The organism is Rhodovulum adriaticum, assembly GCF_004345735.1.
GTDB lineage: Bacteria > Pseudomonadota > Alphaproteobacteria > Rhodobacterales > Rhodobacteraceae > Rhodovulum > Rhodovulum adriaticum.
Genome location: NZ_SLXL01000002.1, coordinates 82,784 through 103,551, shown reverse-complemented (window position 1 = coordinate 103,551; position 20,768 = coordinate 82,784). Strand labels below are relative to the sequence as shown.

Annotated in this window: 23 protein-coding genes and 1 tRNA gene; 20 read left to right on the top strand and 4 right to left on the bottom strand. The window is 66.1% G+C overall.

All coding sequences use genetic code 11. The annotated features are described in order from the left end of the window. The first annotated feature begins 261 nt into the window (after window positions 1-261). Both EV656_RS03935 and EV656_RS03930 read left to right on the top strand, forming a co-directional pair. The gene (locus tag EV656_RS03935) at window positions 262-1,899 is read left to right on the top strand and encodes a tetrathionate reductase family octaheme c-type cytochrome (RefSeq protein WP_132599702.1); all 1,638 of its coding nucleotides are present in this window, start codon (window positions 262-264) and stop codon (window positions 1,897-1,899) included. Next, window positions 1,892-2,605 carry a cytochrome b/b6 domain-containing protein gene (locus EV656_RS03930; protein WP_132599700.1) on the top strand — a complete coding sequence of 238 codons (714 nt, stop codon included), beginning with the start codon at window positions 1,892-1,894 and terminating at the stop codon, window positions 2,603-2,605. The genes EV656_RS03935 and EV656_RS03930 overlap by 8 nt, the downstream gene beginning before the upstream one ends. A gap of 198 nt (window positions 2,606-2,803) precedes the next feature. On the opposite strand, the gene mepK is transcribed toward EV656_RS03930, so the two are convergent. After that, on the bottom strand, window positions 2,804-3,370 hold the full coding sequence (mepK, locus tag EV656_RS03925) for a peptidoglycan L,D-endopeptidase MepK (RefSeq protein WP_132599698.1): 567 nt from the start codon (window positions 3,368-3,370) through the stop codon (window positions 2,804-2,806). Between the two features lie 6 nt (window positions 3,371-3,376). On the opposite strand from mepK, the gene EV656_RS03920 reads away from it, so the two are divergent. The 5 genes from EV656_RS03920 to EV656_RS03900 all read left to right on the top strand — a co-directional run bounded on the left by EV656_RS03920 (window position 3,377) and on the right by EV656_RS03900 (window position 7,957). Beyond that, on the top strand, window positions 3,377-3,631 hold the full coding sequence (locus EV656_RS03920) for a hypothetical protein (RefSeq protein WP_132599696.1): 255 nt from the start codon (window positions 3,377-3,379) through the stop codon (window positions 3,629-3,631). Between the two features lie 76 nt (window positions 3,632-3,707). Then, on the top strand, window positions 3,708-5,309 hold the full coding sequence (locus EV656_RS03915; RefSeq protein WP_132599694.1) for a L,D-transpeptidase family protein: 1,602 nt from the start codon (window positions 3,708-3,710) through the stop codon (window positions 5,307-5,309). 51 nt (window positions 5,310-5,360) lie between these two features. Then, window positions 5,361-6,452, top strand: a complete 1,092-nt coding sequence (gene lpxD / locus EV656_RS03910) for a UDP-3-O-(3-hydroxymyristoyl)glucosamine N-acyltransferase (protein WP_132599692.1) — start codon at window positions 5,361-5,363, stop codon at window positions 6,450-6,452. Window positions 6,453-6,485: 33 nt separating this feature from the next. After that, window positions 6,486-6,752 carry an acyl carrier protein gene (locus EV656_RS03905; RefSeq protein ID WP_132599690.1) on the top strand — a complete coding sequence of 89 codons (267 nt, stop codon included), beginning with the start codon at window positions 6,486-6,488 and terminating at the stop codon, window positions 6,750-6,752. Continuing rightward, entirely contained in the window at window positions 6,749-7,957 is a 1,209-nt protein-coding gene (locus tag EV656_RS03900) for a beta-ketoacyl-[acyl-carrier-protein] synthase family protein (protein ID WP_132599688.1), read from the top strand. The genes EV656_RS03905 and EV656_RS03900 overlap by 4 nt, the downstream gene beginning before the upstream one ends. A 179-nt stretch (window positions 7,958-8,136) precedes the next feature. Here EV656_RS03900 and EV656_RS03895 read toward each other — a convergent pair. After that, window positions 8,137-8,226 (bottom strand) — tRNA-Ser (locus tag EV656_RS03895). A 267-nt stretch (window positions 8,227-8,493) separates the two neighbouring features. Here EV656_RS03895 and EV656_RS03890 point away from each other — a divergent pair. The 7 genes from EV656_RS03890 to EV656_RS03860 all read left to right on the top strand — a co-directional run bounded on the left by EV656_RS03890 (window position 8,494) and on the right by EV656_RS03860 (window position 14,005). After that, complete coding sequence (locus EV656_RS03890) at window positions 8,494-9,144, top strand: 50S ribosomal protein L21 (protein WP_132599686.1); 651 nt, start codon at window positions 8,494-8,496, stop codon at window positions 9,142-9,144. Window positions 9,145-9,168: 24 nt separating this feature from the next. After that, window positions 9,169-9,438, top strand: coding sequence for a 50S ribosomal protein L27 (gene rpmA, locus EV656_RS03885; RefSeq protein WP_132599684.1), 270 nt, complete (start codon window positions 9,169-9,171; stop codon window positions 9,436-9,438). A gap of 92 nt (window positions 9,439-9,530) precedes the next feature. After that, window positions 9,531-10,070 (top strand): GNAT family N-acetyltransferase, encoded by a 540-nt coding sequence (locus EV656_RS03880; RefSeq protein ID WP_132599682.1) that lies wholly within the window; start codon window positions 9,531-9,533, stop codon window positions 10,068-10,070. A gap of 5 nt (window positions 10,071-10,075) precedes the next feature. Beyond that, window positions 10,076-10,615 (top strand): GNAT family N-acetyltransferase, encoded by a 540-nt coding sequence (locus EV656_RS03875; RefSeq protein WP_132599680.1) that lies wholly within the window; start codon window positions 10,076-10,078, stop codon window positions 10,613-10,615. Further along, window positions 10,612-11,649 carry a GTPase ObgE gene (gene obgE, locus EV656_RS03870; RefSeq protein WP_132599679.1) on the top strand — a complete coding sequence of 346 codons (1,038 nt, stop codon included), beginning with the start codon at window positions 10,612-10,614 and terminating at the stop codon, window positions 11,647-11,649. The genes EV656_RS03875 and obgE overlap by 4 nt, the downstream gene beginning before the upstream one ends. Beyond that, a complete protein-coding gene (gene proB, locus EV656_RS03865; protein WP_132599677.1) occupies window positions 11,637-12,743 on the top strand; it encodes a glutamate 5-kinase in 1,107 nt (368 codons plus the stop codon). Before obgE ends, proB begins: the two co-directional genes overlap by 13 nt. After that, entirely contained in the window at window positions 12,740-14,005 is a 1,266-nt protein-coding gene (locus EV656_RS03860) for a glutamate-5-semialdehyde dehydrogenase (RefSeq protein ID WP_132599675.1), read from the top strand. Before proB ends, EV656_RS03860 begins: the two co-directional genes overlap by 4 nt. Before the next feature lie 7 nt (window positions 14,006-14,012). Here the strand turns inward: EV656_RS03860 and EV656_RS03855 are convergent, their stop codons facing one another. Further along, window positions 14,013-14,609 carry a histidine phosphotransferase family protein gene (locus EV656_RS03855; protein ID WP_165918932.1) on the bottom strand — a complete coding sequence of 199 codons (597 nt, stop codon included), beginning with the start codon at window positions 14,607-14,609 and terminating at the stop codon, window positions 14,013-14,015. 30 nt (window positions 14,610-14,639) lie between these two features. Here EV656_RS03855 and EV656_RS03850 point away from each other — a divergent pair, with 30 nt between their 5' ends. From EV656_RS03850 to olsA, 3 genes are all read left to right on the top strand, one after another. Next, window positions 14,640-14,822, top strand: a complete 183-nt coding sequence (locus EV656_RS03850) for a DUF3553 domain-containing protein (protein ID WP_132599671.1) — start codon at window positions 14,640-14,642, stop codon at window positions 14,820-14,822. Between the two features lie 139 nt (window positions 14,823-14,961). After that, window positions 14,962-15,738, top strand: coding sequence for an L-ornithine N(alpha)-acyltransferase (gene olsB / locus EV656_RS03845; RefSeq protein ID WP_132599669.1), 777 nt, complete (start codon window positions 14,962-14,964; stop codon window positions 15,736-15,738). After that, the gene (olsA, locus tag EV656_RS03840; RefSeq protein WP_132599667.1) at window positions 15,735-16,550 is read left to right on the top strand and encodes a lyso-ornithine lipid O-acyltransferase; all 816 of its coding nucleotides are present in this window, start codon (window positions 15,735-15,737) and stop codon (window positions 16,548-16,550) included. Before olsB ends, olsA begins: the two co-directional genes overlap by 4 nt. 21 nt (window positions 16,551-16,571) lie before the next feature. Here the strand turns inward: olsA and EV656_RS03835 are convergent, their stop codons facing one another. Further along, on the bottom strand, window positions 16,572-17,192 hold the full coding sequence (locus EV656_RS03835; RefSeq protein ID WP_132599665.1) for a thiamine phosphate synthase: 621 nt from the start codon (window positions 17,190-17,192) through the stop codon (window positions 16,572-16,574). Between the two features lie 116 nt (window positions 17,193-17,308). On the opposite strand from EV656_RS03835, the gene EV656_RS03830 reads away from it, so the two are divergent. The 3 genes from EV656_RS03830 to EV656_RS03820 all read left to right on the top strand — a co-directional run bounded on the left by EV656_RS03830 (window position 17,309) and on the right by EV656_RS03820 (window position 20,755). Further along, complete coding sequence (locus EV656_RS03830) at window positions 17,309-18,046, top strand: RNA methyltransferase (protein WP_132599663.1); 738 nt, start codon at window positions 17,309-17,311, stop codon at window positions 18,044-18,046. Window positions 18,047-18,123: 77 nt separating this feature from the next. Then, window positions 18,124-19,272: a COX15/CtaA family protein gene (locus EV656_RS03825; RefSeq protein ID WP_132599662.1), complete on the top strand. Its 1,149-nt coding sequence runs from the start codon at window positions 18,124-18,126 to the stop codon at window positions 19,270-19,272. Between the two features lie 4 nt (window positions 19,273-19,276). Then, complete coding sequence (locus EV656_RS03820; protein ID WP_132599660.1) at window positions 19,277-20,755, top strand: carboxypeptidase M32; 1,479 nt, start codon at window positions 19,277-19,279, stop codon at window positions 20,753-20,755. The last annotated feature ends 13 nt before the right edge of the window (window positions 20,756-20,768 follow it).

Sequence of the window (20,768 nt, the reverse complement as noted above, 5' to 3'; positions counted from 1 at the left end):
GATTTTCCTGACGGGCGCGCACTGCGCACCGGGTTGCGAGATGCGTTAGCGGATGGCTTGTGTAAATGTCATTTGAAAGTTTTGTGTCAGTCGGCGGGTTTCTGCCCCCGAAGACACCAGAATCTCAAGAAGTTTGTTCAAGATCAATGCAGGTCGGGGCTCGACGGGCCTTACAATCGTTCTAAGAGGGCTTTTCTTTCGAAAAGTTATGCCGTAGGTATACCTTTGAATACATAGCCGCGCACGGCTGGAGGAGGGCACATGCGTTACTTGGGACTGATGCCGGCTGTGCTGGCCTGCGCCTTGGGGGGCGCCATGGCGCCCGCAGTCTGGGCGCAGGATGCGCCGCAGATTTCGGAAAGCACGGCAGACCATTCGAAATTCGAAGCCTTGCAGAAGGATTTCGCCTCCGGCCCCGAGGTGACAGAAGCCTGCCTGTCCTGCCACACCGAGGCCGCGACGCAGGTCAAGCATTCCGTCCACTGGACATGGGAATTCGACAACCCCACCACCGGCCAGACCCTGGGCAAAAGCCATGTGTTGAACTCGTTCTGCGGCAACGTCGCCTCGAACGAGGCGCGCTGCACCTCGTGCCATGTCGGTTACGGCTGGGACGATATGGATCAGCCGCCCCCCGCGCAGGACGCGGCGGTGGATTGCCTTGTCTGCCACGACACCTCTGGCCAATACACCAAGCTGGCCACCGGGGCGGGCCACCCGCCGATGGCGGCCAAGGGCAAGACCATCACCGGGGCCGATGCGTGGGTCGTGGACCTGAAGGAAGCCGCGCAAAGCGTGGGCGCCCCGGGGCGCGAGAATTGCGGCGGTTGCCACTTTTACGGCGGCGGCGGGGATAACGTGAAACACGGCGACCTGTCCTCGGCGTTGTATCACCCGACCGTGGACGTGGATGTTCACATGGCAGAGGATGGCGCGAACTTTACCTGTTCGAGCTGCCACCATTCGGACAAGCACGTCTTTGCCGGGTCGCGCTATGATGTGCATGCCACCGACCCCGAGGGCACCGGCCAGCCCGGCATGGTCCGCCAGGACGTGGCCACCTGCGAAAGCTGCCATGGCGATACGCCCCATGACATGCTGACGGTTCAGGGCGTCAAGCTGAACGACCACACCGACCGCGTGGCCTGCCAGACCTGCCACATCCCCAGCTTTGCCCGCGGCGGCGTTGCGACCAAGACCCGCTGGGACTGGTCCACCGCCGGCAAGATGGACGAGCACGGCCACCCGATGCACCTGAGCGAATACACCCAGGGCAACGGCAAGGAGTTGCATACCTACCTGGCGACCAAGGGCGATTTCGAATACGGAGAGGACGTGGTTCCCCATTACGCCTGGTTCAACGGTCAGGTTGAGTACACCACCGCCGACATGACCATCGATCCCACCGGGATCGTCGAGGTGAACAAGATCGCCGGATCGTCCGAGGACGGGCGCTCGCGCATCTGGCCGTTCAAGCGGATGGAGGGTCGGCAGGCCTATGACGCGGGCCTGAACCACCTTGTCTATTCCAACGTCTGGGGGCCGACCACCGACACCGCCTTCTGGACGAATTTCGACTGGGGCAAGGCGATCGAGGCCGGGATGAAGGCCGCAGGCGCCGAGTATTCCGGCGAATACGGTTTCGTCGATACCTACATGTATTGGCCGATCACCCACATGGTCGCCCCGTCCGAGGATGCGGTCGCCTGCGAGGAATGCCATTCCAGCGACGGGCGCCTGGCCAATCTGGCGGGTTTCTACATGCCGGGGTCGCAGCCGTTCAGCATCGGCGGCATCCTGGGCATTCTGGTTTTCGTCGCCATGGCCGGCGGCGTGTTGCTGCACACCACGCTGCGGATCATTGCGCGCGGCGGCAAGGGAGGGACGACCCATGACTGACGCAACCCACGCCCCGAATATCGACAACGTGGTCGAGACCTGCCCCGACTGCAATGAACGCGAGGTTCTGATCTACCCCAAGTTCGAGCGGCTGTGGCATTGGTCGCAGGCGGCGTCGATCATGATCCTGATGTTCACCGGCCTGGGGATGAACGGGTTTCACAGCCTGATCAGCTTTGAGCTGGCGGTGCGGCTGCACACCCTGGTCGCGCTTGCGCTGCTGCTGCTGTGGGTGTTCGCCACGTTCTGGCTGTTCACCACGGGCACCTACAAGGTGTTCCTGCCGCGGGTGGTGGGCCTGTTCAAGGTGGCGCGCTTCTATGCCTACGGTGTGTTCAAGGGCGAGCACCACCCCTATCAGAAAAGCCTGACCCAGCGGCTGAACCCGTTGCAGGCGCTGGCCTATTCGGCGCTAAAGACGGTCATCTTCCCGCTGGTCTGGGGGTCGGGGCTGGTCTATCTGACCTACAATTTCTGGGAAACCCTGCCCAACGCCCCGTTCCTGTTGGAGGTGGTTGCCAACGTGCACCTTGCAGTGGCGTGGTTCGTGGCCGGTTTTGTGATCCTGCACATCTACCTGCTGACCATCGGCCATTCCTTCCGCGAGGGTGTGCGGCCGATGATCCGGGGCACCGAAACCGTTGCCCTGACCCCCGAGCAAGAGGCCTATCTGGAACGGCACGAGACCTGGCGCCTGGTGAAATAGGCCCCGTTTGCCGTACCGCATCGTGAAAAGGCGCCCCTGCGTGGGCGCCTTTTTCATGGGCGGGGCATGCAAGGGGCAGGGGCAACAGGCGTCTTGCACTCGGGGGGAGGGCGCGCGCTTGGGGTGGCACCAATAAATGCGAAAGGCGCCCCGAGGGACGCCCGTTCGATCATCCGGCGCAGTTCCGGAATGATGGGGTCAGCTGCCCCAGGTTCGGATCGGTCCGCAATCCATGTGCACGAAATCGGAGCGCGAGTAACGCCCGACCCCACCGGCATGGCAGGCGCTGGCGGCGCGGGCCATCTGGCCAACCGACCGGCTGTCCAACCGCAAGTCCGCGGCCTGGCCCTTCATATGCAGCGAATTCTTGGCCACGCCCGACGACCGGCGCCGCAGCATCGCGTTGGTTTCCGGCGACCGGTAGCCGGACAACAGCATGTAGGGTTCGTCCACCTCCATCAGGCTGTGCGCGGCGGCCATGATGTCGATGTTGCGCAGGTCCATCGGGATCACGCCATCGGTGCGCCAGTCACGCATGAAGTGGTTGATCTCCTTGACCACCTCGCCGATGTATTTTCCCTCGACCCAGTAGACGGTGTCGATGCTTTCGCCGGTGCGGCCGGAATACATCCGGATGCGGCGGATATCGCCCGCGCCGCGAAGCAGCCCGAAAGCGTGCGAATAGGTCGGTGCGGCCGCAACTGTGCTTGCCGCGAACGCAGCCAAAAGGCCACGGCGCGAAATGCCGGTGTGTCGTGTCTGCATTGCTGAATGCTCGCCCTCGATTTCAAGTCCGCGTTTTTGCAGCAGTTTCTTCTGCGCGCATCCCCAAGGCGCAGATTTGGTATGTCACATTCCGACGAGGCGGCCAATAATCGATTCGTCGCGTTCGGCCCGATCGCGGAAAATCGGCAAAATCCTGCCAATGTGACTTTGCCGACCCACGATTTCCCTGCCGGTGAGGGGTTCTTGCAACAGGTTTTTGCCCTGACAGCCGCGCTTTGGCCCCACCCCGCCCTTTTGTGAATGGACAGCGACGTGCCGGTATCCGATCCTTGGAAGTGCTGCGAATTTTGAATTTTCCTGCGGGGGGAAAGGTTTGATGATGGGCTCTAAGGTACAGCGTGCACTTTCGGTCGCGGTTCTCGCATTGGGCGTGGGGGCGGGTGTGCCTGCGTCTGCGGCGATGGAACTGACGGCCTTCAAGCAGGCTGTGGCCGTCGAGGCGTCGGGCAACGCGGCAATATCGGCCTTTTACCGCGAGCGGGATTATGCCCCCTTCTGGACCACTGCCGAGGCGGCGCCGATGCGCAGCGCGCTGTTGCATGCCATCGCTGGGGCCCAGGCGCACGGGTTGCCGGTGGCGCGCTACGACGCTGATGCGTTGACCGCGCTGTTCCATGACGTGCGCACGCAGCGCGATGTCGCCCGGGCCGAGGTGGGCGCGATGCGCATGTTCCTGGCCTATGCCCGCGATGTCAGCAGCGGTGTGCTGTCCCCCGCCGACATCACCGACGAGATCAAGCGCAAGGTAGACCGCCCCGATCCCGCCCAGCTGATCCAGGCCTTCGCGCAGGCCGAGTCGCCCGAGGCCTTTCTGCGCGCGCTGCCGCCCGATAGCCCCGAATACGCGCGCCTGTTGCGGACCAAGATGCGTCTGGAACGCCTGATCGCCGAGGGCGGCTGGGGCGACAAGGTGCCCGGCTACGGCCAGCGCCCGGGCGATTCCGGGCCGCAGGTGGTGGCCCTGCGCAACCGGCTGATTGCGATGGGCTATCTGTCGCGCAGCGCGACGCGGCAATACGATGCGGCGCTGCAATCGGCGGTGCAGCAGTTCCAGCTGGATCACGGGTTGGAGCCTGACGGCGTGGCCGGCCGCAGCACCATAGACGAGGTCAACGTTTCCCCCGAAACCCGGCTGCGGCAGGTGCTGGTCGCGATGGAGCGCGAACGCTGGCTGGGCGATGCTCGTGGCGGGATGCATGTTCTGGTCAACATCACCGATTTCCACGCCCGCCTGATCGAAGAGGGCGAAGTCGTGTTCGAGACGCGCTCGGTCGTTGGGCAGAACCGTTCGACCCACCGCACGCCAGAGTTCTCGGATGTCATGGAACACATGATCATCAATCCCAGCTGGAACGTGCCGCGCTCTATCGCGGTGTCGGAATACCTGCCGCAGATGATGGCCAATCCCGGGGCGGCGGGGCATCTGCAGCTGATTGACGGGTCCGGCCGGGTGGTCAGCCGCGCGTCGATCGATTTCTCGCGCTACAACGCGCGCAACTTTCCGTTCGATCTGAAACAGCCGCCCTCGCGGGGCAATGCGCTGGGGCAGGTCAAGTTCATGTTCCCCAACCCCTACAATATCTATCTGCACGACACGCCCTCGCAGCACCTGTTCGTGCGCGAGGTGCGCGCATTTTCCCATGGCTGCATCCGGCTGGACGATCCGTTCGACTTTGCCTATGCGCTGCTGGCCCTGCAGACCGAAGACCCCAAGGGGTTTTTCCACGACAGGTTGGCGACCGGGCGCGAAACCAAGGTGGACCTGGAAACGCCGCTGCCCGTGCACATCATCTATCGCACCGCGATGAGCGATCCGCGCGGGCGGATGCAGTATCGCCGCGATATCTATGGGCGTGACGCCGCGATCTTCGACGCGTTGCGGGCGGCCGGGGTGGCGCTGGCCCCGGTTCGGGGATAAATCCCCCCTGACGGGGGGCGTGGCGCACGCCCCCGATGGCAGGGGACAGGCATGGTATTCACGGTTCAGCAGATCGCAACGGCGCTTGGCGCCCGGGTCGAGGGCGACGCTGGGCTGACCGTGCAGCGAGCGGCCGAGCCCGCCCAGGCCGACGCGCAGGCGCTGGCCCTGGCCATGGATCCGAAATATGCCGAGGGGCTTGCCCAGGGGGCGGCGCGTGCCGCGATCCTGTGGGACGGGGCGGACTGGCAGGCATTGGGACTGCGGGCCGCGATCTTTGTTCCGCGCCCCCGCTATGCGATGTCGGGGCTGACCCGGCTGATGGATCCCGGCCCCGAGATCGCGCCGGGCATCCACCCGACGGCGGTCATCGATCCGACCGCGCAGATCGGCCCCGGCGCTGCCATCGGCCCCTTTGTGGTGATCGGGGCGCGCGTGGTCATAGGGCAGGGGGCGCGCATCGCCGCCCATGCCAGCGTGGCCGAGGATGCGCGCATCGGTGACGACGCGCTGATCCTGCAAGGGGTCCGGATCGGTGCCCGCGTCCGGATCGGCCATCGCTTTATCGCACAACCTGGGGCGGTTGTCGGGTCGGACGGGTTTTCCTTCGTCACGCTGGAAAAATCGGCGGTGGAAAACGTGCGCGAAAGCCTGGGCGACACGGGCGATGCAGCCAAGCAGGGCTGGACACGCATCCATTCCCTGGGCGCGGTTTCCATCGGGGACGATGTAGAACTGGGCGCCAATTGCTGCATTGACCGGGGCACGATCCGCGACACCGTGATCGGATCGGGCACCAAGCTGGATAACCTGGTCCATGTCGGGCACAATGTCCGCATCGGCCGCGACTGCCTGCTGTGCGGGCAGGTCGGCATCGCGGGCTCCAGCCGGATCGGGGACCGGGTGGTGTTCGCCGGGCAGGTGGGGGTGAACGACAATATCTTCGTCGGCGACGATGTCATCGCTGGGGGGGCGACCAAGATCTTCAGCAACGCGCCTGCGGGCCGCGTGCTATTGGGCTATCCGGCCATGCGCATGGACACCCATGTCGAGGTCTACAAGGGGCTGCGCCGCTTGCCGCGTCTATTCGCGCAGGTCGCGGCATTGCAAAAAGCGGTTTCAAAGCGCCCCGAGACAGACTAAACGAAGCCTGTTTTCACGGAGAGGTCATAGCCGATGTCGGACAGCGTCAAGGACAAGGTGATCCAGATCATCGCCGAGCAGGCCGTGCTCGAGGTTTCGGATGTCAAGATGGACTCCTCGCTGGAGGATCTGGGGATCGACAGCCTGGGCCTGGTCGAGTCGATCTTCGCCATCGAAGAGGCGTTCGATATCCAGGTGCCCTTCAACGCCAACGACCCCAGCGAGAGCGAGTTCGACATCTCGTCCGTCGCCGCGATCGTAAAGGCGGTCGAGCAGTTGGTGGCTGACCAGAAGGCATGAAGCGCGTCGTCATCACAGGGCAGGGCACGATCAACGCGCTCGGCCACTCGGTTCCGGATACCCTGGCCGCGTTCCGCGAGGGGCGTTGCGGAATCGGCCCCCTGGAGATCCGCGACGTGGACCGCCTGTCGATCAAGATCGGCGGCCAGGTCCACGGCTATGAGCCAGAGGCCCATTTCAACCGGCAGCAGATCGCCCTTTATGACCGCTTTACCCAGTTCACCCTGCTGGCCGCGCGCCAGGCGCTGGCGCAGTCGGGGCTGGATTTCTGCGGCGAGTTGTCGATGGAATCTGGGGTCGCGCTCGGCACGTCCGGCGGCGGGATGAACACGCTGGACGAGAATTACCGCTCGGTCTACGAGGACGGCAAGAACCGCGTGCACCCGTTCGTCGTGCCCAAGCTGATGAACAATGCCGCGGCCAGCCATGTCTCGATGACGTTCAACCTGAAGGGTCCCAGCTTTACCGTGGCCACGGCCTGTTCGTCGTCCAACCACGCGATGGGGCAGGCGTTTCACATGATCCGCTCGGGGATGTGCCGGGTGATGATTACCGGCGGGTCCGAATCGATGCTGTGCTTTGGCGGCATCAAGGCGTGGGAAGGGCTGCGCGTGATGTCGCGCGATGCCTGCCGCCCGTTCAGCGCGAACCGCAATGGGATGGTGCAAGGCGAGGGCGCGGCAATCTTCGTCTTCGAGGAATACGAACACGCCCGCGCCCGCGGGGCCGACATCCTGGCCGAGGTCGTGGGGTTCGCCATGACGGCGGATGCCTCGGACATCGTGATGCCCTCGCGTCAGGGGGCGGCCCGCGCGATCGAGGGGGCGCTGCGCGATGCACGCCTCGCGCCCGAGGATATTGATTACATCAACGCCCATGGCACCGGCACTGCCGCGAACGACAAGACCGAATGCGCCGCCGTGGCCGATGTGTTCGGCCCCCATGCGGATCAGTTGATGATCTCTTCGACCAAGTCGATGCACGGGCACCTGATCGGTGGCACCGGGGCGGTGGAACTGCTGGCCTGCATCATGGCGCTGCGCGACGGGATCGTGGCGCCGACCATCGGTTACGAAGAGCCCGACCCCGAATGCACGCTGGACGTCGTGCCCAACACCGCGCGCGAGGCCGATGTGAATGTCGTGCTGTCCAATGCCTTTGCCTTTGGCGGGCTGAACGCAGTGCTGGCCCTGCGCAAGGTCTGAGAACGCGTTTCTGCTGATGCCGCGTGCCATGGGTGCCGTGCCGCTGGGGCGCAGCCGCGCCCTGATTGCCTTTTTCCCAGATGCTTGATCGCGATTCCACGCAAGGGTGTCGGGTGCGCACCCCATGGGTTGCACAGCCTGTCCGCGTCGCGCCTGCCTTCATCGTCATAGAGGGGGAATGGCGGAGAGACAGGGATTCGAACCCTGGGAGCCCGTGAAGGCTCAACGGTTTTCGAGACCGCCCCGTTCGACCACTCCGGCACCTCTCCGCAAAGGCTGTGGCCTTGTGGAGCGAGCGTTTAGTGCGAAGCGCATCCGGGTGCAACCCATTTTCTGGGGCGATGGGCGCGCCTGGCAGGCCGTGCTTGACTCGGTCCGGGAAATCGCCCATATGCACGGCTCCGGCCCGGGAAATCCTCGGGCCATTGGTATTTACAACGATCGCCCGAAGGGGCGCGCTGTCCGAAGGCGCATCATGCCGAAACGCCGTCCCACGGGGCGGGGCCAAAGGACGCGGGAACAAAAGGAAAAGGCTCATGTTTGCGGTCCTCAAGACCGGTGGCAAGCAGTACAAGGTGCAGTCGGGCGACCTGCTGCGCGTGGAAAAGCTTGCGGCCGATGCCGGTGAAACGGTTCAGTTCAACGACATCCTGATGGTGGGCGCCACGGTTGGCACCCCGCTGGTCGAGGGTGCCGGCGTCCAGGCCGAGGTGATCGACCAGATCAAGGGCGAGAAGGTCATTCACTACGTCAAGCGCCGCCGCAAGCACAGCTCGCAGCGCCGCAAGGGCCACCGCCAGCAACTGACCCTGCTGCGCGTCACCGAGATCCTGGAATCCGGTGCCGACAAATCCGGCGTGAAGGCCGCCATTGGTGCGGGCAGCGTTTCGGCCCCGGCCGTTGCCGCCGCCGCCCCGAAGAAGGCCGCGAAAGCTGCGCCGAAAGCGGAAGAGGCCCCCAAGGCCGAAGCGCCCGCAGCAGATGCCCCGGCCGGCGATGACCTGAAAAAGCTGTCCGGCGTCGGCCCGGCGATGGAAAAGAAATTCCACGAGGCCGGGATCACCCGGTTCGCCCAGATCGCAGCCTGGACCCCGGAACAGGCCAACGCGATGGACGCCCGCATGGGCCTGAAGGGCAAGATCGAGAAAGAGGGCTGGGTTGCCCAGGCCAAGGATCTGGCGAAGTAAGCGCAAGCGAGAGGAGAAGACGATATGGCACACAAGAAAGCAGGCGGCTCCTCGCGCAACGGGCGCGACTCTGCGGGTCGCCGCCTCGGCGTGAAGGTTTACGGTGGCCAAAAGGCCATCCCCGGTAACATCATCGTCCGCCAGCGCGGCACGAAGTTCTGGCCGGGCGAAGGCGTGGGCATGGGTAAGGATCACACCATCTTTGCCACCGTCGAAGGGGCTGTGAACTTCCGCAAGGGCCTCAAGGGGCGCACCTTTATTTCCGTGCTTCCGGTTGCGGAGGCTGCGGAGTAAGCCGAACCCTCAGTTTCGGAAAACATCAGGGGGATCGGCGCAAGGCCGGTCCCCCGTCGCATTTCCGGGGTGCCATGGCGAAGGGGATTACCATGTCGCAGGATACGATGGCGGCGCTATCTACGATCGAGGCCGAGCGGTTCCGCTTGCGCCCGGTTCGCCGGTCGGATGCAGGTCTGCTTAGCCTGTATTCCGGTGACGAACGCGTGGCCCGGTTCACGCGCACCATTCCACATCCCCTGCCGCCCGGCGCGACCGAGGCTTTTATCGCCCGCGCGCAGGATCCCAAGCGTTCAGAGGATGTCTGGGTGATGGACGGCGCGGACCATGGGCTGTCCGAGGTGCTGGGCGTGATCGCGCTGGACCGGATGGATCGCAACCAGTCCGAGATCGGCTATTGGGTCGCGCCGGCCTTTTGGAATACCGGCATCGCATCAGAGGCGGTGACCGCCCTGATCGCGGCCAACCCGCAAGGGGCTGAAACCATCTTTGCAGAGGTTTTTCAGGACAATCCCGGCTCTGCCCGGGTGCTGACGAATGCCGGGTTCGACTATATCGGCGATGCAGAGGCCTGGTCGGTGGCGCGCGGCGCCAAGGTGGCGACCTGGACCTATCTGCGCCGCCTGGGCTGAGCCGGATGGACGCGCGCGGCGGGGCCTTTGCCGAAACGCCGCGCCTTGTGATCCGCCCCTTCCATGCGGATGACATGCCGGGTCTGGCGCGGATCGGGGCGGACCCGCGGGTTGCGTCGATGATGGGCACGATCCCGACCCCTTGGCCCGAGGCCGAGATGCGGCTTTGGGTGGCGAAATCGCGGTTTCGTGGCACGGTCGGCTTTCGCCAGGCCGTGGCGTTGAAAGAGGGGGGGCTGATCGGTGTCGTGGGTCTGGGCGGGGCACCGGCGGCATTGGCCTATTTCCTGGACCCGGCGCGATGGGGCCAGGGCTATGCCACCGAGGCGGCCCGCGCCTTTGTCATCGCCTGTTTCGCGCGCCTGCCCGGGCTGGACGTGATCGCGGCGGATCATTTCGCGGACAATCCTGCCTCTGGCCATGTGCTGCGGAAACTGGGCTTTCGGCCCACCGGGCAGGGCATGGGTAAATCGCGTGCCCGGCTTGAGCCTGCGGCCAACATCCACTATCGCCTTTGGCGGTCCACATTCGAGGCGTCCCCATGAAATTCCTTGATCTCGCCAAGGTCTACATCCGGTCCGGCAGCGGCGGGAATGGCTGTGTCAGCTTTCGCCGCGAGAAGTATATCGAATACGGCGGCCCCGACGGGGGCGATGGCGGGCGCGGCGGCGATGTCTGGGCCGAGGCCGTGGACGGGCTGAACACGCTGATCGATTTCCGCTATCAACAGCATTTCTTTGCCAAGAATGGCAAGTCCGGGCAGGGCAGCCAGAAAACCGGCGCCAGCGGCGACGACATCGTGCTGCGCGTGCCCGTCGGCACCGAGGTGCTGGACGAGGACGAGGAAACCGTGATCGCCGACATGACCGAGGTCGGCCAGCGGGTGCTGCTGGCCAAGGGCGGCAATGGCGGCTTTGGCAACCTGCATTTCAAGACCTCGACCAACCAGGCGCCGCGCCGGGCCAATCCCGGCCAGCCGGGGGTAGAGCGCACGATCTGGCTGCGGCTGAAGCTGATCGCCGACGCGGGGCTGTTGGGTCTGCCTAACGCGGGCAAGTCGACCTTTCTGGCCGCAACGTCCAACGCGCGGCCCAAGATCGCGGATTACCCGTTCACCACGCTGCACCCGAACCTGGGCGTTGTCGGCGTGGATGGTGTGGAATTCGTGATCGCGGACATCCCCGGCCTGATCGCCGGCGCGCATGAGGGCAAGGGGATCGGCGACCGCTTCCTGGGCCATGTCGAACGCTGTTCGGTTCTGCTGCACCTGGTCGATGCCACGTCAGAGGATGTCGTCGCCGATTACCGCACCATCATCCATGAGCTGGAGGCCTATGGCGGCCACCTGGCCGACAAGCCCCGGGTTACCGCGCTGAACAAGATCGACGCCCTGGACGAAGAGGAGCGCGCGGCGCGCAAGGCCGAGATCGAGGGCGAGATTGGCCGCCCGGTTCTGATGATGTCCGGTGTTTCGCGCGAGGGTGTCACAGAGGTTCTGCGCGCCCTGCGTGCGGAAATCGATGAGGACCGCCTGCGCCACAAGGCGGCCGATCAGGAGGAATATCCTTGGCATCCCTGAGCGGCGCGAAACGGATCGTCGTCAAGATCGGTTCTGCCCTGCTGGTGGACCGGGTCGCGGGCACCCTGCGCGACGAGTGGTTGCATGCCTTGGCCGAGGATGTGGCGATGCTGAAGGCGCGGGGCGCGGACGTGGTGCTGGTCTCCTCCGGCTCTATCGCCCTGGGGCGCGGCGCCCTGGGTCTGGGGCAGGGGGCGTTGGCGCTGGAACAGTCCCAGGCCGCGGCGGCCGTGGGCCAGATCCGGCTGGCCCGCGCCTATGAGGATTGCCTGGCCCCGCACGGGATCACGACCGGGCAGGTTCTGGTCACGCTGGAGGACAGCGCAGACCGCCGGCGCTATCTGAACTCGCGCGCGACGCTGGAAACGCTGTTGTCGCTGGGTGTGGTGCCCATCGTCAACGAGAACGACACCATCGCCACCGACGAGATCCGCTTTGGCGACAACGACCGCTTGGCTGCGCAGGTCGCCGTGACCGTGGGCGCGGATGTGACGGTCCTGCTGTCCGACGTGGACGGATTCTATACCGCCAACCCGGCGCAAGACCCCACCGCCCACCGTTTCGACCTGATCGAGGAGATCACCCCGGAAATCGAGGCGATGGCGGGCGATGCGGGATCGGGCCTGTCCAAGGGCGGGATGAAGACCAAGCTGATGGCCGCCAAGACCGCCACCGGGGCGGGCTGCGCGCTGGCGATCACCGAAGGCAGCAAGCTGCGCCCGCTCAAGGCGCTGGAGGATGGCGCGCCCGCCACCTGGTTCCGCCCCAAGGGCGACCCGCAGGCCGCGCGCAAACGCTGGATCGCCTCGATGAAGCCGCAGGGCTTTGTCTCCATCGACGAGGGGGCGGTTGCGGCCCTGCGCCGGGGCAAATCGCTGTTGCCCGCGGGCGTGACCAACGTGACGGGCGATTTCGGGCGCGGCGATCCGGTGGCCATCCTTGGTCCGAACGGCGAGGGGTTGGGCGCGGGTCTGGTCCGCTATACCGGGGCCGAGGCGCGGCTGATCCAGGGCTGCCGCTCTGGTGACATAGAGGCGATCCTGGGCTATCCGGGGCGCGCGGCGCTTATCCACAGGGACGATATGGCGACATGACCGAGACTGATGACATTCCCGCGCTGATGGCCGATCTGGGCCGCCGCGCCAAGGCCGCCGCGGCCGATCTGGCCTTTGCCAGCGCCGAGGCCAAGACCGCCGCGCTGAACGCCGCCGCCGACGCGGTGCTGGCCCGGCAGGACGAGATTCTGGCCGCCAATGAAAAGGATATGGAATTCGGCCGCGACAAGGGGCTGAACCCGGCGATGCTGGACCGGCTGAAACTGGACGCGGGCCGCATCGCCGCCATCGTTCAGGGTCTGCGCACGGTTGCCGCCCAGCCCGACCCGGTGGGCGAGGTGATGGCCGAATGGGACATGCCCTCGGGCCTACATATCCGGCGGGTGCGCACGCCGCTGGGTGTGATCGGGGTGATCTACGAAAGCCGCCCCAACGTGACGGCGGATGCAGGCGCGCTGTGCCTGAAGGCGGGCAATGCGGTGATCCTGCGCGGCGGGTCCGAAAGCTTCCACTCCTCTGGCGTTCTGCATGCCTGCCTGGTGGACGGGCTGCGCGCGGCGGGCCTGCCCGCGGATGCGATCCTGCGCGTGCCCACCCGCGACCGCGCGGCGGTGGCCCGGATGTTGACCATGACCGACACGATCGACGTGATCGTGCCCCGTGGCGGCAAGGGGTTGGTCGGGCTGGTCCAGCGCGAGGCGCGGGTGCCGGTCTTTGCCCATCTCGAAGGGATCGTGCATGTCTATGTCGACAAGGCCGCCGATCCGCAAAAGGCGCTGGACGTGGTGCTGAACGCCAAGACCCGGCGCACCGGCATTTGCGGCGCGGCCGAGTGCCTGCTGGTGCATCGCGAGGTGGCCGATACGCTGGGCACCGATCTGGTGGCTGCGCTGGTGGCGGCAGGCGTGCGGGTGCACGCGGATGAAACGCTGTCCCGCCTGCCCGGAACGATCCCCGCGCATAACGACGATTGGGGGCGCGAATATCTGGACATGGATATCGCCGCCAAGGTCGTTGACGACATCGACGGGGCGATTGCCCATATCCGCACCCATGGATCGGGACACACCGATGCGATCCTGACCGAGGACCACGCGGCGGCGGCGCGGTTCTTCGAACGGTTGGACAGCGCGATCCTGATGCGCAATGCCTCTACCCAGTTCGCGGATGGGGGCGAGTTCGGGATGGGTGCCGAGATCGGGATTGCCACGGGCAAGCTGCACGCCCGCGGCCCGGTGGGCGCGGTGCAACTGACCAGCTTCAAGTACCTGGTCGAGGGGGCGGGGACCGTCCGCCCCTGATGCCGGGCTAGAACCGCAGGCTGAAACCGTCTTGCTCCTGCGCGATGGCCAGGGTGCGCCCGGCCGCTGCCAGGGCAGTGGGGAACAGGGCGAACTGTACCTCTGCCGGGGTCAGGTTCCGGGCGGGGGCCGGACCATCGGACAGGGGGCGCCACAGATCGGGGGGCAAGGCGACGCGCGGTCCCTTTGCCGACATCTCGGCATCTATCGCACCGACGGTCAGCCACAGTGTTCCCCCGCGCGGCAGGGCGGTTTCGGCACAAAGCAGCCCCAGCATCGCCAATCGCGCCTGCCATCGCGGCAGGGCGGGCGGCAGGTTCACTGCGACCCTCAGCCGCCCCTGGCCGTAGAGCGTGTCCAGCATCGCAGCGACATCCGGGCCGGACACCTCGGCGCCCTCGGGCGCGGCGCCGAAGGCCAGGCGCAGCAGCCGCAGCCGGGCGGTGGCGTTCGCCATGCTTTCGCCGATCAAGGCCATTTCCTCGGAGTCGGTCATCGCCACGTCCTGCATCCGCAGCAGTTCAAGGCCATTGCCGATTGCACCCAAAGGGTTAACTAGATCGTGGCAGATGCGCGATCCCACCAGCGCGGCAAGGTCTGTCATGTTGTGTCCCCCTGCACAGGAGAGTGCCCGATGCTGCCCCTCAACACCATTCTGGAACCCGGCATGATCGTGCGCCATCCCGGCCAGCCCGATTGGGGTCTGGGGCAGGTGCAATCGGTGATCGGCGGGCGGATAACGGTCAATTTCCGCGAGATGGGCAAGGTCGTGATCGACGGGGCGCAGGTTGAGCTCATGCCGGTCCATGATGTGTAAGGGGCTGGTCGGGGCAGGGTTGCGCAAGACTGTTAACACGGGCTTAACATGCTGGCCCGCGTCAGGGCGCGCTGTTGCAACTGAAACGCCCGCCCCCTAGAAGGCGCGCAAAGGCCCGAAACCGGCAAGAGCCCCGCCCATGCACCTGCCCGAGGATCATTTCCAGCTGAAGCTGGCGGAAACCGACGACGACCTGCGCGCCGCGCAGCGCCTGCGCTATGCCATCTTTGTCGAGGAACTGGGCGGCGATGGCCCCCTTGTGGACCACGAGGCGCGGCTGGAGCGGGACGAATACGATCCCCATTACGACCACCTGTTGCTGATCGACCCCCGCCGGGATGCCGCCGCGCTGGATCATGTCGTGGGCGTCTACCGGCTGCTGACGGACGAGGGCGCCGCGCGCCTGGGCAAGTTCTATTCCGAGGATGAATACGACCTGACCGCGCTGAAGGACAGCGGCCGCAAGCTGCTGGAGCTGGGCCGGTCCTGCGTGCATCGCGACTATCGCGGGGGCATGGCGCTTTATCATCTATGGAACGGGCTGGCCGATTACGTGCTTGAACGCGGGATCGAGGTGCTGTTCGGCGTGGCCAGTTTCCACGGCACCGACCTGGATGCGCTGGCCGAACCGCTGTCCTATTTGCACCATCGCTATCTTGCCCCCGAACCCTTGCGGGTGCGCGTGCGGCCAGAGCATTTCCAGCGCATGGACCTGATGGAAGAGGCGGGCATCGACCGCAAGCGCGCCATGCTGGCCATGCCGCACCTGATAAAGGCCTATCTGCGCCTGGGCGGTTTCGTGGGCGAGGGGGCGTTCGTCGATCACGCCTTCAACACCACCGATGTCTGTCTGGTGATGGACACGTCACGGATGAACGCCGCGGCGCGCAGCCGCTACACGCGGGGGCGCGGATGACCCCCTGGAACGGGGCCGCGCCGCCCGCGGATCCGCCGATCACGGCGGCGGGCTGGCTGCGCATCGCCTGGCGGGGCGCGGTGCTGGGGATCGTCACCTTTGGCTGTCTGGGGCTGTTGCTGCTGGTGCGGCTGGTGGAACGGCCGATCTTTGGCTGGCATCGGCCCGTGACCCCTTTCATCACGCAATTCGTCTGCCGCATGGCCTTTGTCATCCTGGGCATTCGCTATCGGGTGCAGGGCCGGCAGATGCGCGCACGCGGCGCGGTGGTGGCCAACCATGCGTCCTGGCTGGACATCTTTACCCTGAACGCGCGCAAGCGGGTCTATTTCGTATCCAAGGCCGAGGTCGCGTCCTGGCCCGGGATCGGCTGGCTGGCGCGGGCCACGGGCACATTGTTCATCAACCGCGACCGGCGCGAGGCCAAGGCCCATGCCAACCTGTTCGAAGAGCGGCTGAAGGCCGGTCACAAGCTGCTGTTCTTCCCAGAGGGTACATCGACCGACGGGCGGCGTGTTCTGCCCTTCAAGACGACGTTGTTTGCGGCCTTCTTGACCCCCGGCCTGCGCGACATCCTGCATATTCAGCCGGTGACGGTGGTCTATACCGCGCCTTCGGGCCAGCATCCGGCCTTTTATGGCTGGTGGGGTGAGATGGGGTTCGGCGCGCATCTGCTGAAGGTGCTGGCCGCCAAACCCCAGGGCGGGGTCGAGGTGATCTATCACACCCCGTTGCGCGTGGCCGATTTTCCCGACCGCAAGGCGCTGGCCAAAGCCTGCGAAGAGGCTGTGCGCAGCGCCCTGCCGGGCTGAGCTGCGTTCCGCGCGGGCGCGTCAGCCCATCGCCGCGATCAGGGTTCCCAGGGCGGCGGCGGCATCGTCCTCGCGCCAGATCTCTTCGCCCACGGCGAAGAAATCGGTGATGGGGGCCAGCCGGGCTACCGTTTCGACATCCAGCGCGCCCTCGGCCACCACGGGCAGTTCGATCATGTCCGACCACCAGGCGAACAGATCGTGCTGGGCCTGGGTGCCGTCTCCCAGCCCGCTGGCCCCGACCGGGCCGAAGGCGATGTAATCGGCCCCGGCCTCGCCCGCGTTCATCCCGTCATGGCGTGAGGTGCCGCAATAGGCGCCGATGATGGCGTCGCTGCCCAGGGCCTCGCGCGTCTTGCGCACGCGCCGGGCACCGTCGGGCAGGTGAACCCCGTCCAGGCCCAGCCGTTCGACCAGGGCGATATGGCTGTCGATCACCAGTGGGATATCGCGGGCGTGGACGGTTTCGCGCAGGGCGTCGGCAGCGCGGGAAACCATGTCCTCGTCGTGGCCAGCCATGGACAGGCGCAGGCAGGCCACCGGGTGGGCGTCCAGAACCGCCGAAAGACGCGGCACGAATGTCTCCAGCTCGAAGGCGGGCGGCGTGACAAGGTAGATTTGCGGCAATTCGCGCTCGGCCATGGCTCTCTCCATTTGTCCTGCGGGGCCGCTATAGCGGGGAATCTCGGGCTTGACCATGACTTGCGCAGGGCGGGGGCCGCGCGTATCACCCCGGCGATGCCAGCGCCGGAGCCGCCATGACCGATCAGCCCGCCTTTGTCCTTGTCCGCCCCCAGATGGGCGAGAATATCGGCGCCGCCGCGCGCGCGATGTGGAATTTCGGGCTGGACCGGATGCGCATGGTCGAGCCGCGCGACGGCTGGCCCAACCCCCGCGCGGTGGCGCTGGCCAGCGGGGCGGGGCGGCTGTTGGACCAGGCCGGCATCTTCGCCGACACGGCGGCGGCGGTGGCCGATTGCGATTATGTCTACGCCACCACCGCCCGTACCCGTGGTCTGACCAAACCCGTGGTGACCCCCGAACAGGCCATGCAAGAGGCCCGCGGCATGATCGCCCAGGGGCGCCGCGTGGCCGTTCTGTTCGGCCCCGAACGCGCGGGCCTGGAAAACGAGGACATCGTGCGGGCCAACGCCATCATCACGGTGCCGGTGAACCCGGAATTCTTCTCGCTGAACCTGGCGCAATGCGTGTTGCTGACCGCCTATGAATGGCGGCGCGGCACGCCCGGCATCATCCCCGAGCGGATCGAAATGGCCGGTGCCGAACCCGCCAGCGCGCTGGAGGTCGAGAAACTGGCCGAGCATTACGAGACCCGCCTGGACGAGGCCGGCTTCTTCTTCCCTGAAACCAAGGCGCCGGGCATGAAGCGCACCCTGCGCAATTTGTGGAGCCGGATGCCCCTGACGCGGGCCGATGTGCAGGTGTTTCACGGGCTGCTGCGGCAATTGACACGGGGACGCGGCGACGGGCGGTGACTTGAAGCGACCCGGCCCGGGCCCTACTCTGCATCCGATATCCGACGCGCGCGATCCCGCGCCCGAAAGGACATACCATGACCAAGAAGCGGAATATCTTCGAGGAGGTCGGCACCGAAACCCCGCGCGAGCGGCCAGTGGCCCAGCCGGGTGCGATCGACCGCGCGGCACGCCGGGGCGCGCGCGGCGCGGTGCGCCTGTGGCTGATGCTGCTGTTCCTGGTGGTCGCCGCGATGCTGATCATCGGGGCGTTTGCACGCCTGACCGAAATGCTGCTGCCGATGCCGAACTGGAACCCGCTGTTCGGGGCGCTGCCGCCGTTGGACCCGGCCGACTGGCTGGCCGCGTTCGAGCGTTTTCGCGGGTCCGCCGCCTGGCGGGGCGAGGCCCACGGCATGGGGCTGGACGAATTCCAGCTGGCCTTCTGGTGGGGGTGGGGATCGCGGCAACTGGCGCCGACCGCGCTGTTTTTGTGGGCCGTCGGTTTCCTGTTCTTCTTGGCTGCGCGCAAGATGCCCAAGGGCTGGACGCTGCGGCTGTTGGGTTTGGGGCTGTTGATCCTGCTGGTCGGCACGGCCGACTGGGTGCTGGGGGGCGCGGGGGTTGCGCCGCCGCCCTTCGATTTTCTGTCCTACCGGATGCTGCTGCACCTGGGGTTCGGCTTTTCGCTGCTGGGCGTGACCGCCTGGTTCGTGTTCAAGCTGGGCCGCAGCGAGGCAGAGTTGCTGCAGGCCCGCCGCGCGCGCGAGGCGGGCAGCTTCCGCATGGCCACGGCGCTGATGCTGTTGGTGTTCCTGCAGATCCTGCTGGGGTCGCAGGTGGCGGGGCTTTACGCCGGGCGCACCTATACGGACTGGCCGATGATGGCGGGCGGCTTCTTCCCGCCTGATCCGTTCTACATCGAACCGATCTGGCGCAACTTCTTTGAAAACCACGGGCTGGTGCAATTCCTGCACCGGATGAACGGCTATCTGGTGGTTCTGCTGGGGCTGGCGACATGGCTGGTGGGGCGGCGCAGCGTCTATCGGCGCACGCGGCGGGCCTTTGACATGATTGCCGGGATGGCGCTGGTACAGGCGGGGTTGGGGATCGGTACGATCCTGTTTGCCGCACAGTGGCAGATCGCCGTCGTGCACCAACTGGGCGCGATCACGCTGTGGACGCTGATCCTGCGCGCACGTTTCCATGCGCAGTATCCTGTGCAACACTCGACCATCCGGGGGTAGGGCGATGGGCGCCTATGACGATCTGATCGCCTATGAGCGTGAAACCCAGGCGCTGGCCCAGGTGATGGGCCGCCTGAGCTGGGATCAGGAAACCGTGATGCCCAAGGGCGCGGCGCACCAACGGGCCGAGGAGATGGGCGCGCTGGAAAGCGTGCTGCACCGCCGCCGCACCGATCCCCGCGTCGGCGAGTGGCTGGAGGCCGTGGACGAAACCGCCCTGGATCACGCCGCCCGCGCGCAACTGCGTCATATCCTGCGCGGCTATATCCGTGCCATGCGCCTGCCCGAAACCCTGTCGTCCCAGATCGCCCGCGTGACCAGCCGCGCGCAAGGTATCTGGGCCGAGGCCCGCGCCGCCGATGACGTGGCGCATTTCCTGCCGACCCTGGCCGAGGTGGTGCGCCTGAAACGCGAAGAGGCCGCCGCCCTGGCGCAGGGGGGCGATCCCTATGACGCGCTGCTGGACGATTATGAGCCCGGTGCGACCGGGGCCGGTATTGCCGCGATGTTCGACCGGATGCGGCCCCGGCTGGTCGAACTGCGCGAACGAATCCTGGGCAGCGACCGCCACCCCGCGCCCCTGTCGGGCCGCTTCGGGGCCGAGGGGCAGATGACCGTCGCGCGCGAGGTTGCAAGCCATTTCGGCTATGATTGGCGGCACGGGCGGCTGGACCATTCCGTGCATCCCTTTACCAGCGGTTCGGGAACGGATGTGCGCATCACCACGCGGGTAGATGAGGGCGATCCGCTGAACTGCCTTTATTCCACCCTGCACGAGGTCGGCCACGGCGCCTATGAACAGGGGATCGATCCGGCCTATCTGCTGAGCCCCCTGGGCGAGGGCGTGTCGATGGGCGTGCACGAAAGCCAAAGCCGCATCTACGAAAACCAGCTTGGCCGCTCGCGCGCGTTCTGCGGCTGGCTGCATGCCCGTCTGGCCGAGGTGTTCGGCCAGTCCGGCGCGGCGGATGCTGATGCGTTCTACGCCGCCGTGAACCGCGTGCATTCGGGATATATCCGCACCGAGGCGGACGAGGTGCATTATAACCTGCACATCATGCTGCGCTTCGATCTGGAGCGTGAGTTGATCGCCGGCCGACTGGAGGTCGCCGACCTGGAAGAGGCCTGGAACGAACGATTCCAGTCCGATTTCGGCGTGGCGGTGGACAAGCCATCCAACGGCGTGTTGCAGGATGTGCACTGGTCCGTGGGGCTGTTCGGTTATTTCCCGACCTACACGCTGGGCAATGTCTATGCCGGGTGCCTGTATACGGCACTGTGCGCTGCCGTGCCGTCGCTGGACGACGATCTGGCCCGCGGGCACGCGGAAACGGCAACCGCCTGGCTGCGCGAGAACGTGCAGCGCCATGGCGGCCTTTACGAACCGGCAGAGGTCATCCAGCGCGCTTGCGGCTTCGACCCGCATGAGGGGCCGCTGCTGGACTATCTGGAGGCCAAGTTCGGTGCACTCTACCGGCTGTAGCGGCGCGGCGGGC

Coding starts and splice junctions, on each gene's coding strand:
- obgE (WP_132599679.1), top strand. CDS start 10,612: ATGAAATTCCTTGATCTCGCCAAGGTCTACATCCGGTCCGGCAGCGGC.
- olsA (WP_132599667.1), top strand. CDS start 15,735: ATGACCCCCTGGAACGGGGCCGCGCCGCCCGCGGATCCGCCGATCACG.
- rpmA (WP_132599684.1), top strand. CDS start 9,169: ATGGCACACAAGAAAGCAGGCGGCTCCTCGCGCAACGGGCGCGACTCT.
- EV656_RS03820 (WP_132599660.1), top strand. CDS start 19,277: ATGGGCGCCTATGACGATCTGATCGCCTATGAGCGTGAAACCCAGGCG.
- EV656_RS03920 (WP_132599696.1), top strand. CDS start 3,377: ATGCTCGCCCTCGATTTCAAGTCCGCGTTTTTGCAGCAGTTTCTTCTG.
- lpxD (WP_132599692.1), top strand. CDS start 5,361: ATGGTATTCACGGTTCAGCAGATCGCAACGGCGCTTGGCGCCCGGGTC.
- EV656_RS03915 (WP_132599694.1), top strand. CDS start 3,708: ATGATGGGCTCTAAGGTACAGCGTGCACTTTCGGTCGCGGTTCTCGCA.
- EV656_RS03835 (WP_132599665.1), bottom strand. CDS start 17,192: ATGGCCGAGCGCGAATTGCCGCAAATCTACCTTGTCACGCCGCCCGCC.
- EV656_RS03880 (WP_132599682.1), top strand. CDS start 9,531: ATGTCGCAGGATACGATGGCGGCGCTATCTACGATCGAGGCCGAGCGG.
- EV656_RS03890 (WP_132599686.1), top strand. CDS start 8,494: ATGTTTGCGGTCCTCAAGACCGGTGGCAAGCAGTACAAGGTGCAGTCG.
- EV656_RS03905 (WP_132599690.1), top strand. CDS start 6,486: ATGTCGGACAGCGTCAAGGACAAGGTGATCCAGATCATCGCCGAGCAG.
- EV656_RS03930 (WP_132599700.1), top strand. CDS start 1,892: ATGACTGACGCAACCCACGCCCCGAATATCGACAACGTGGTCGAGACC.
- EV656_RS03825 (WP_132599662.1), top strand. CDS start 18,124: ATGACCAAGAAGCGGAATATCTTCGAGGAGGTCGGCACCGAAACCCCG.
- EV656_RS03855 (WP_165918932.1), bottom strand. CDS start 14,609: ATGACAGACCTTGCCGCGCTGGTGGGATCGCGCATCTGCCACGATCTA.
- olsB (WP_132599669.1), top strand. CDS start 14,962: ATGCACCTGCCCGAGGATCATTTCCAGCTGAAGCTGGCGGAAACCGAC.
- EV656_RS03875 (WP_132599680.1), top strand. CDS start 10,076: ATGGACGCGCGCGGCGGGGCCTTTGCCGAAACGCCGCGCCTTGTGATC.
- EV656_RS03860 (WP_132599675.1), top strand. CDS start 12,740: ATGACCGAGACTGATGACATTCCCGCGCTGATGGCCGATCTGGGCCGC.
- EV656_RS03850 (WP_132599671.1), top strand. CDS start 14,640: ATGCTGCCCCTCAACACCATTCTGGAACCCGGCATGATCGTGCGCCAT.
- EV656_RS03830 (WP_132599663.1), top strand. CDS start 17,309: ATGACCGATCAGCCCGCCTTTGTCCTTGTCCGCCCCCAGATGGGCGAG.
- EV656_RS03900 (WP_132599688.1), top strand. CDS start 6,749: ATGAAGCGCGTCGTCATCACAGGGCAGGGCACGATCAACGCGCTCGGC.
- EV656_RS03935 (WP_132599702.1), top strand. CDS start 262: ATGCGTTACTTGGGACTGATGCCGGCTGTGCTGGCCTGCGCCTTGGGG.
- mepK (WP_132599698.1), bottom strand. CDS start 3,370: ATGCAGACACGACACACCGGCATTTCGCGCCGTGGCCTTTTGGCTGCG.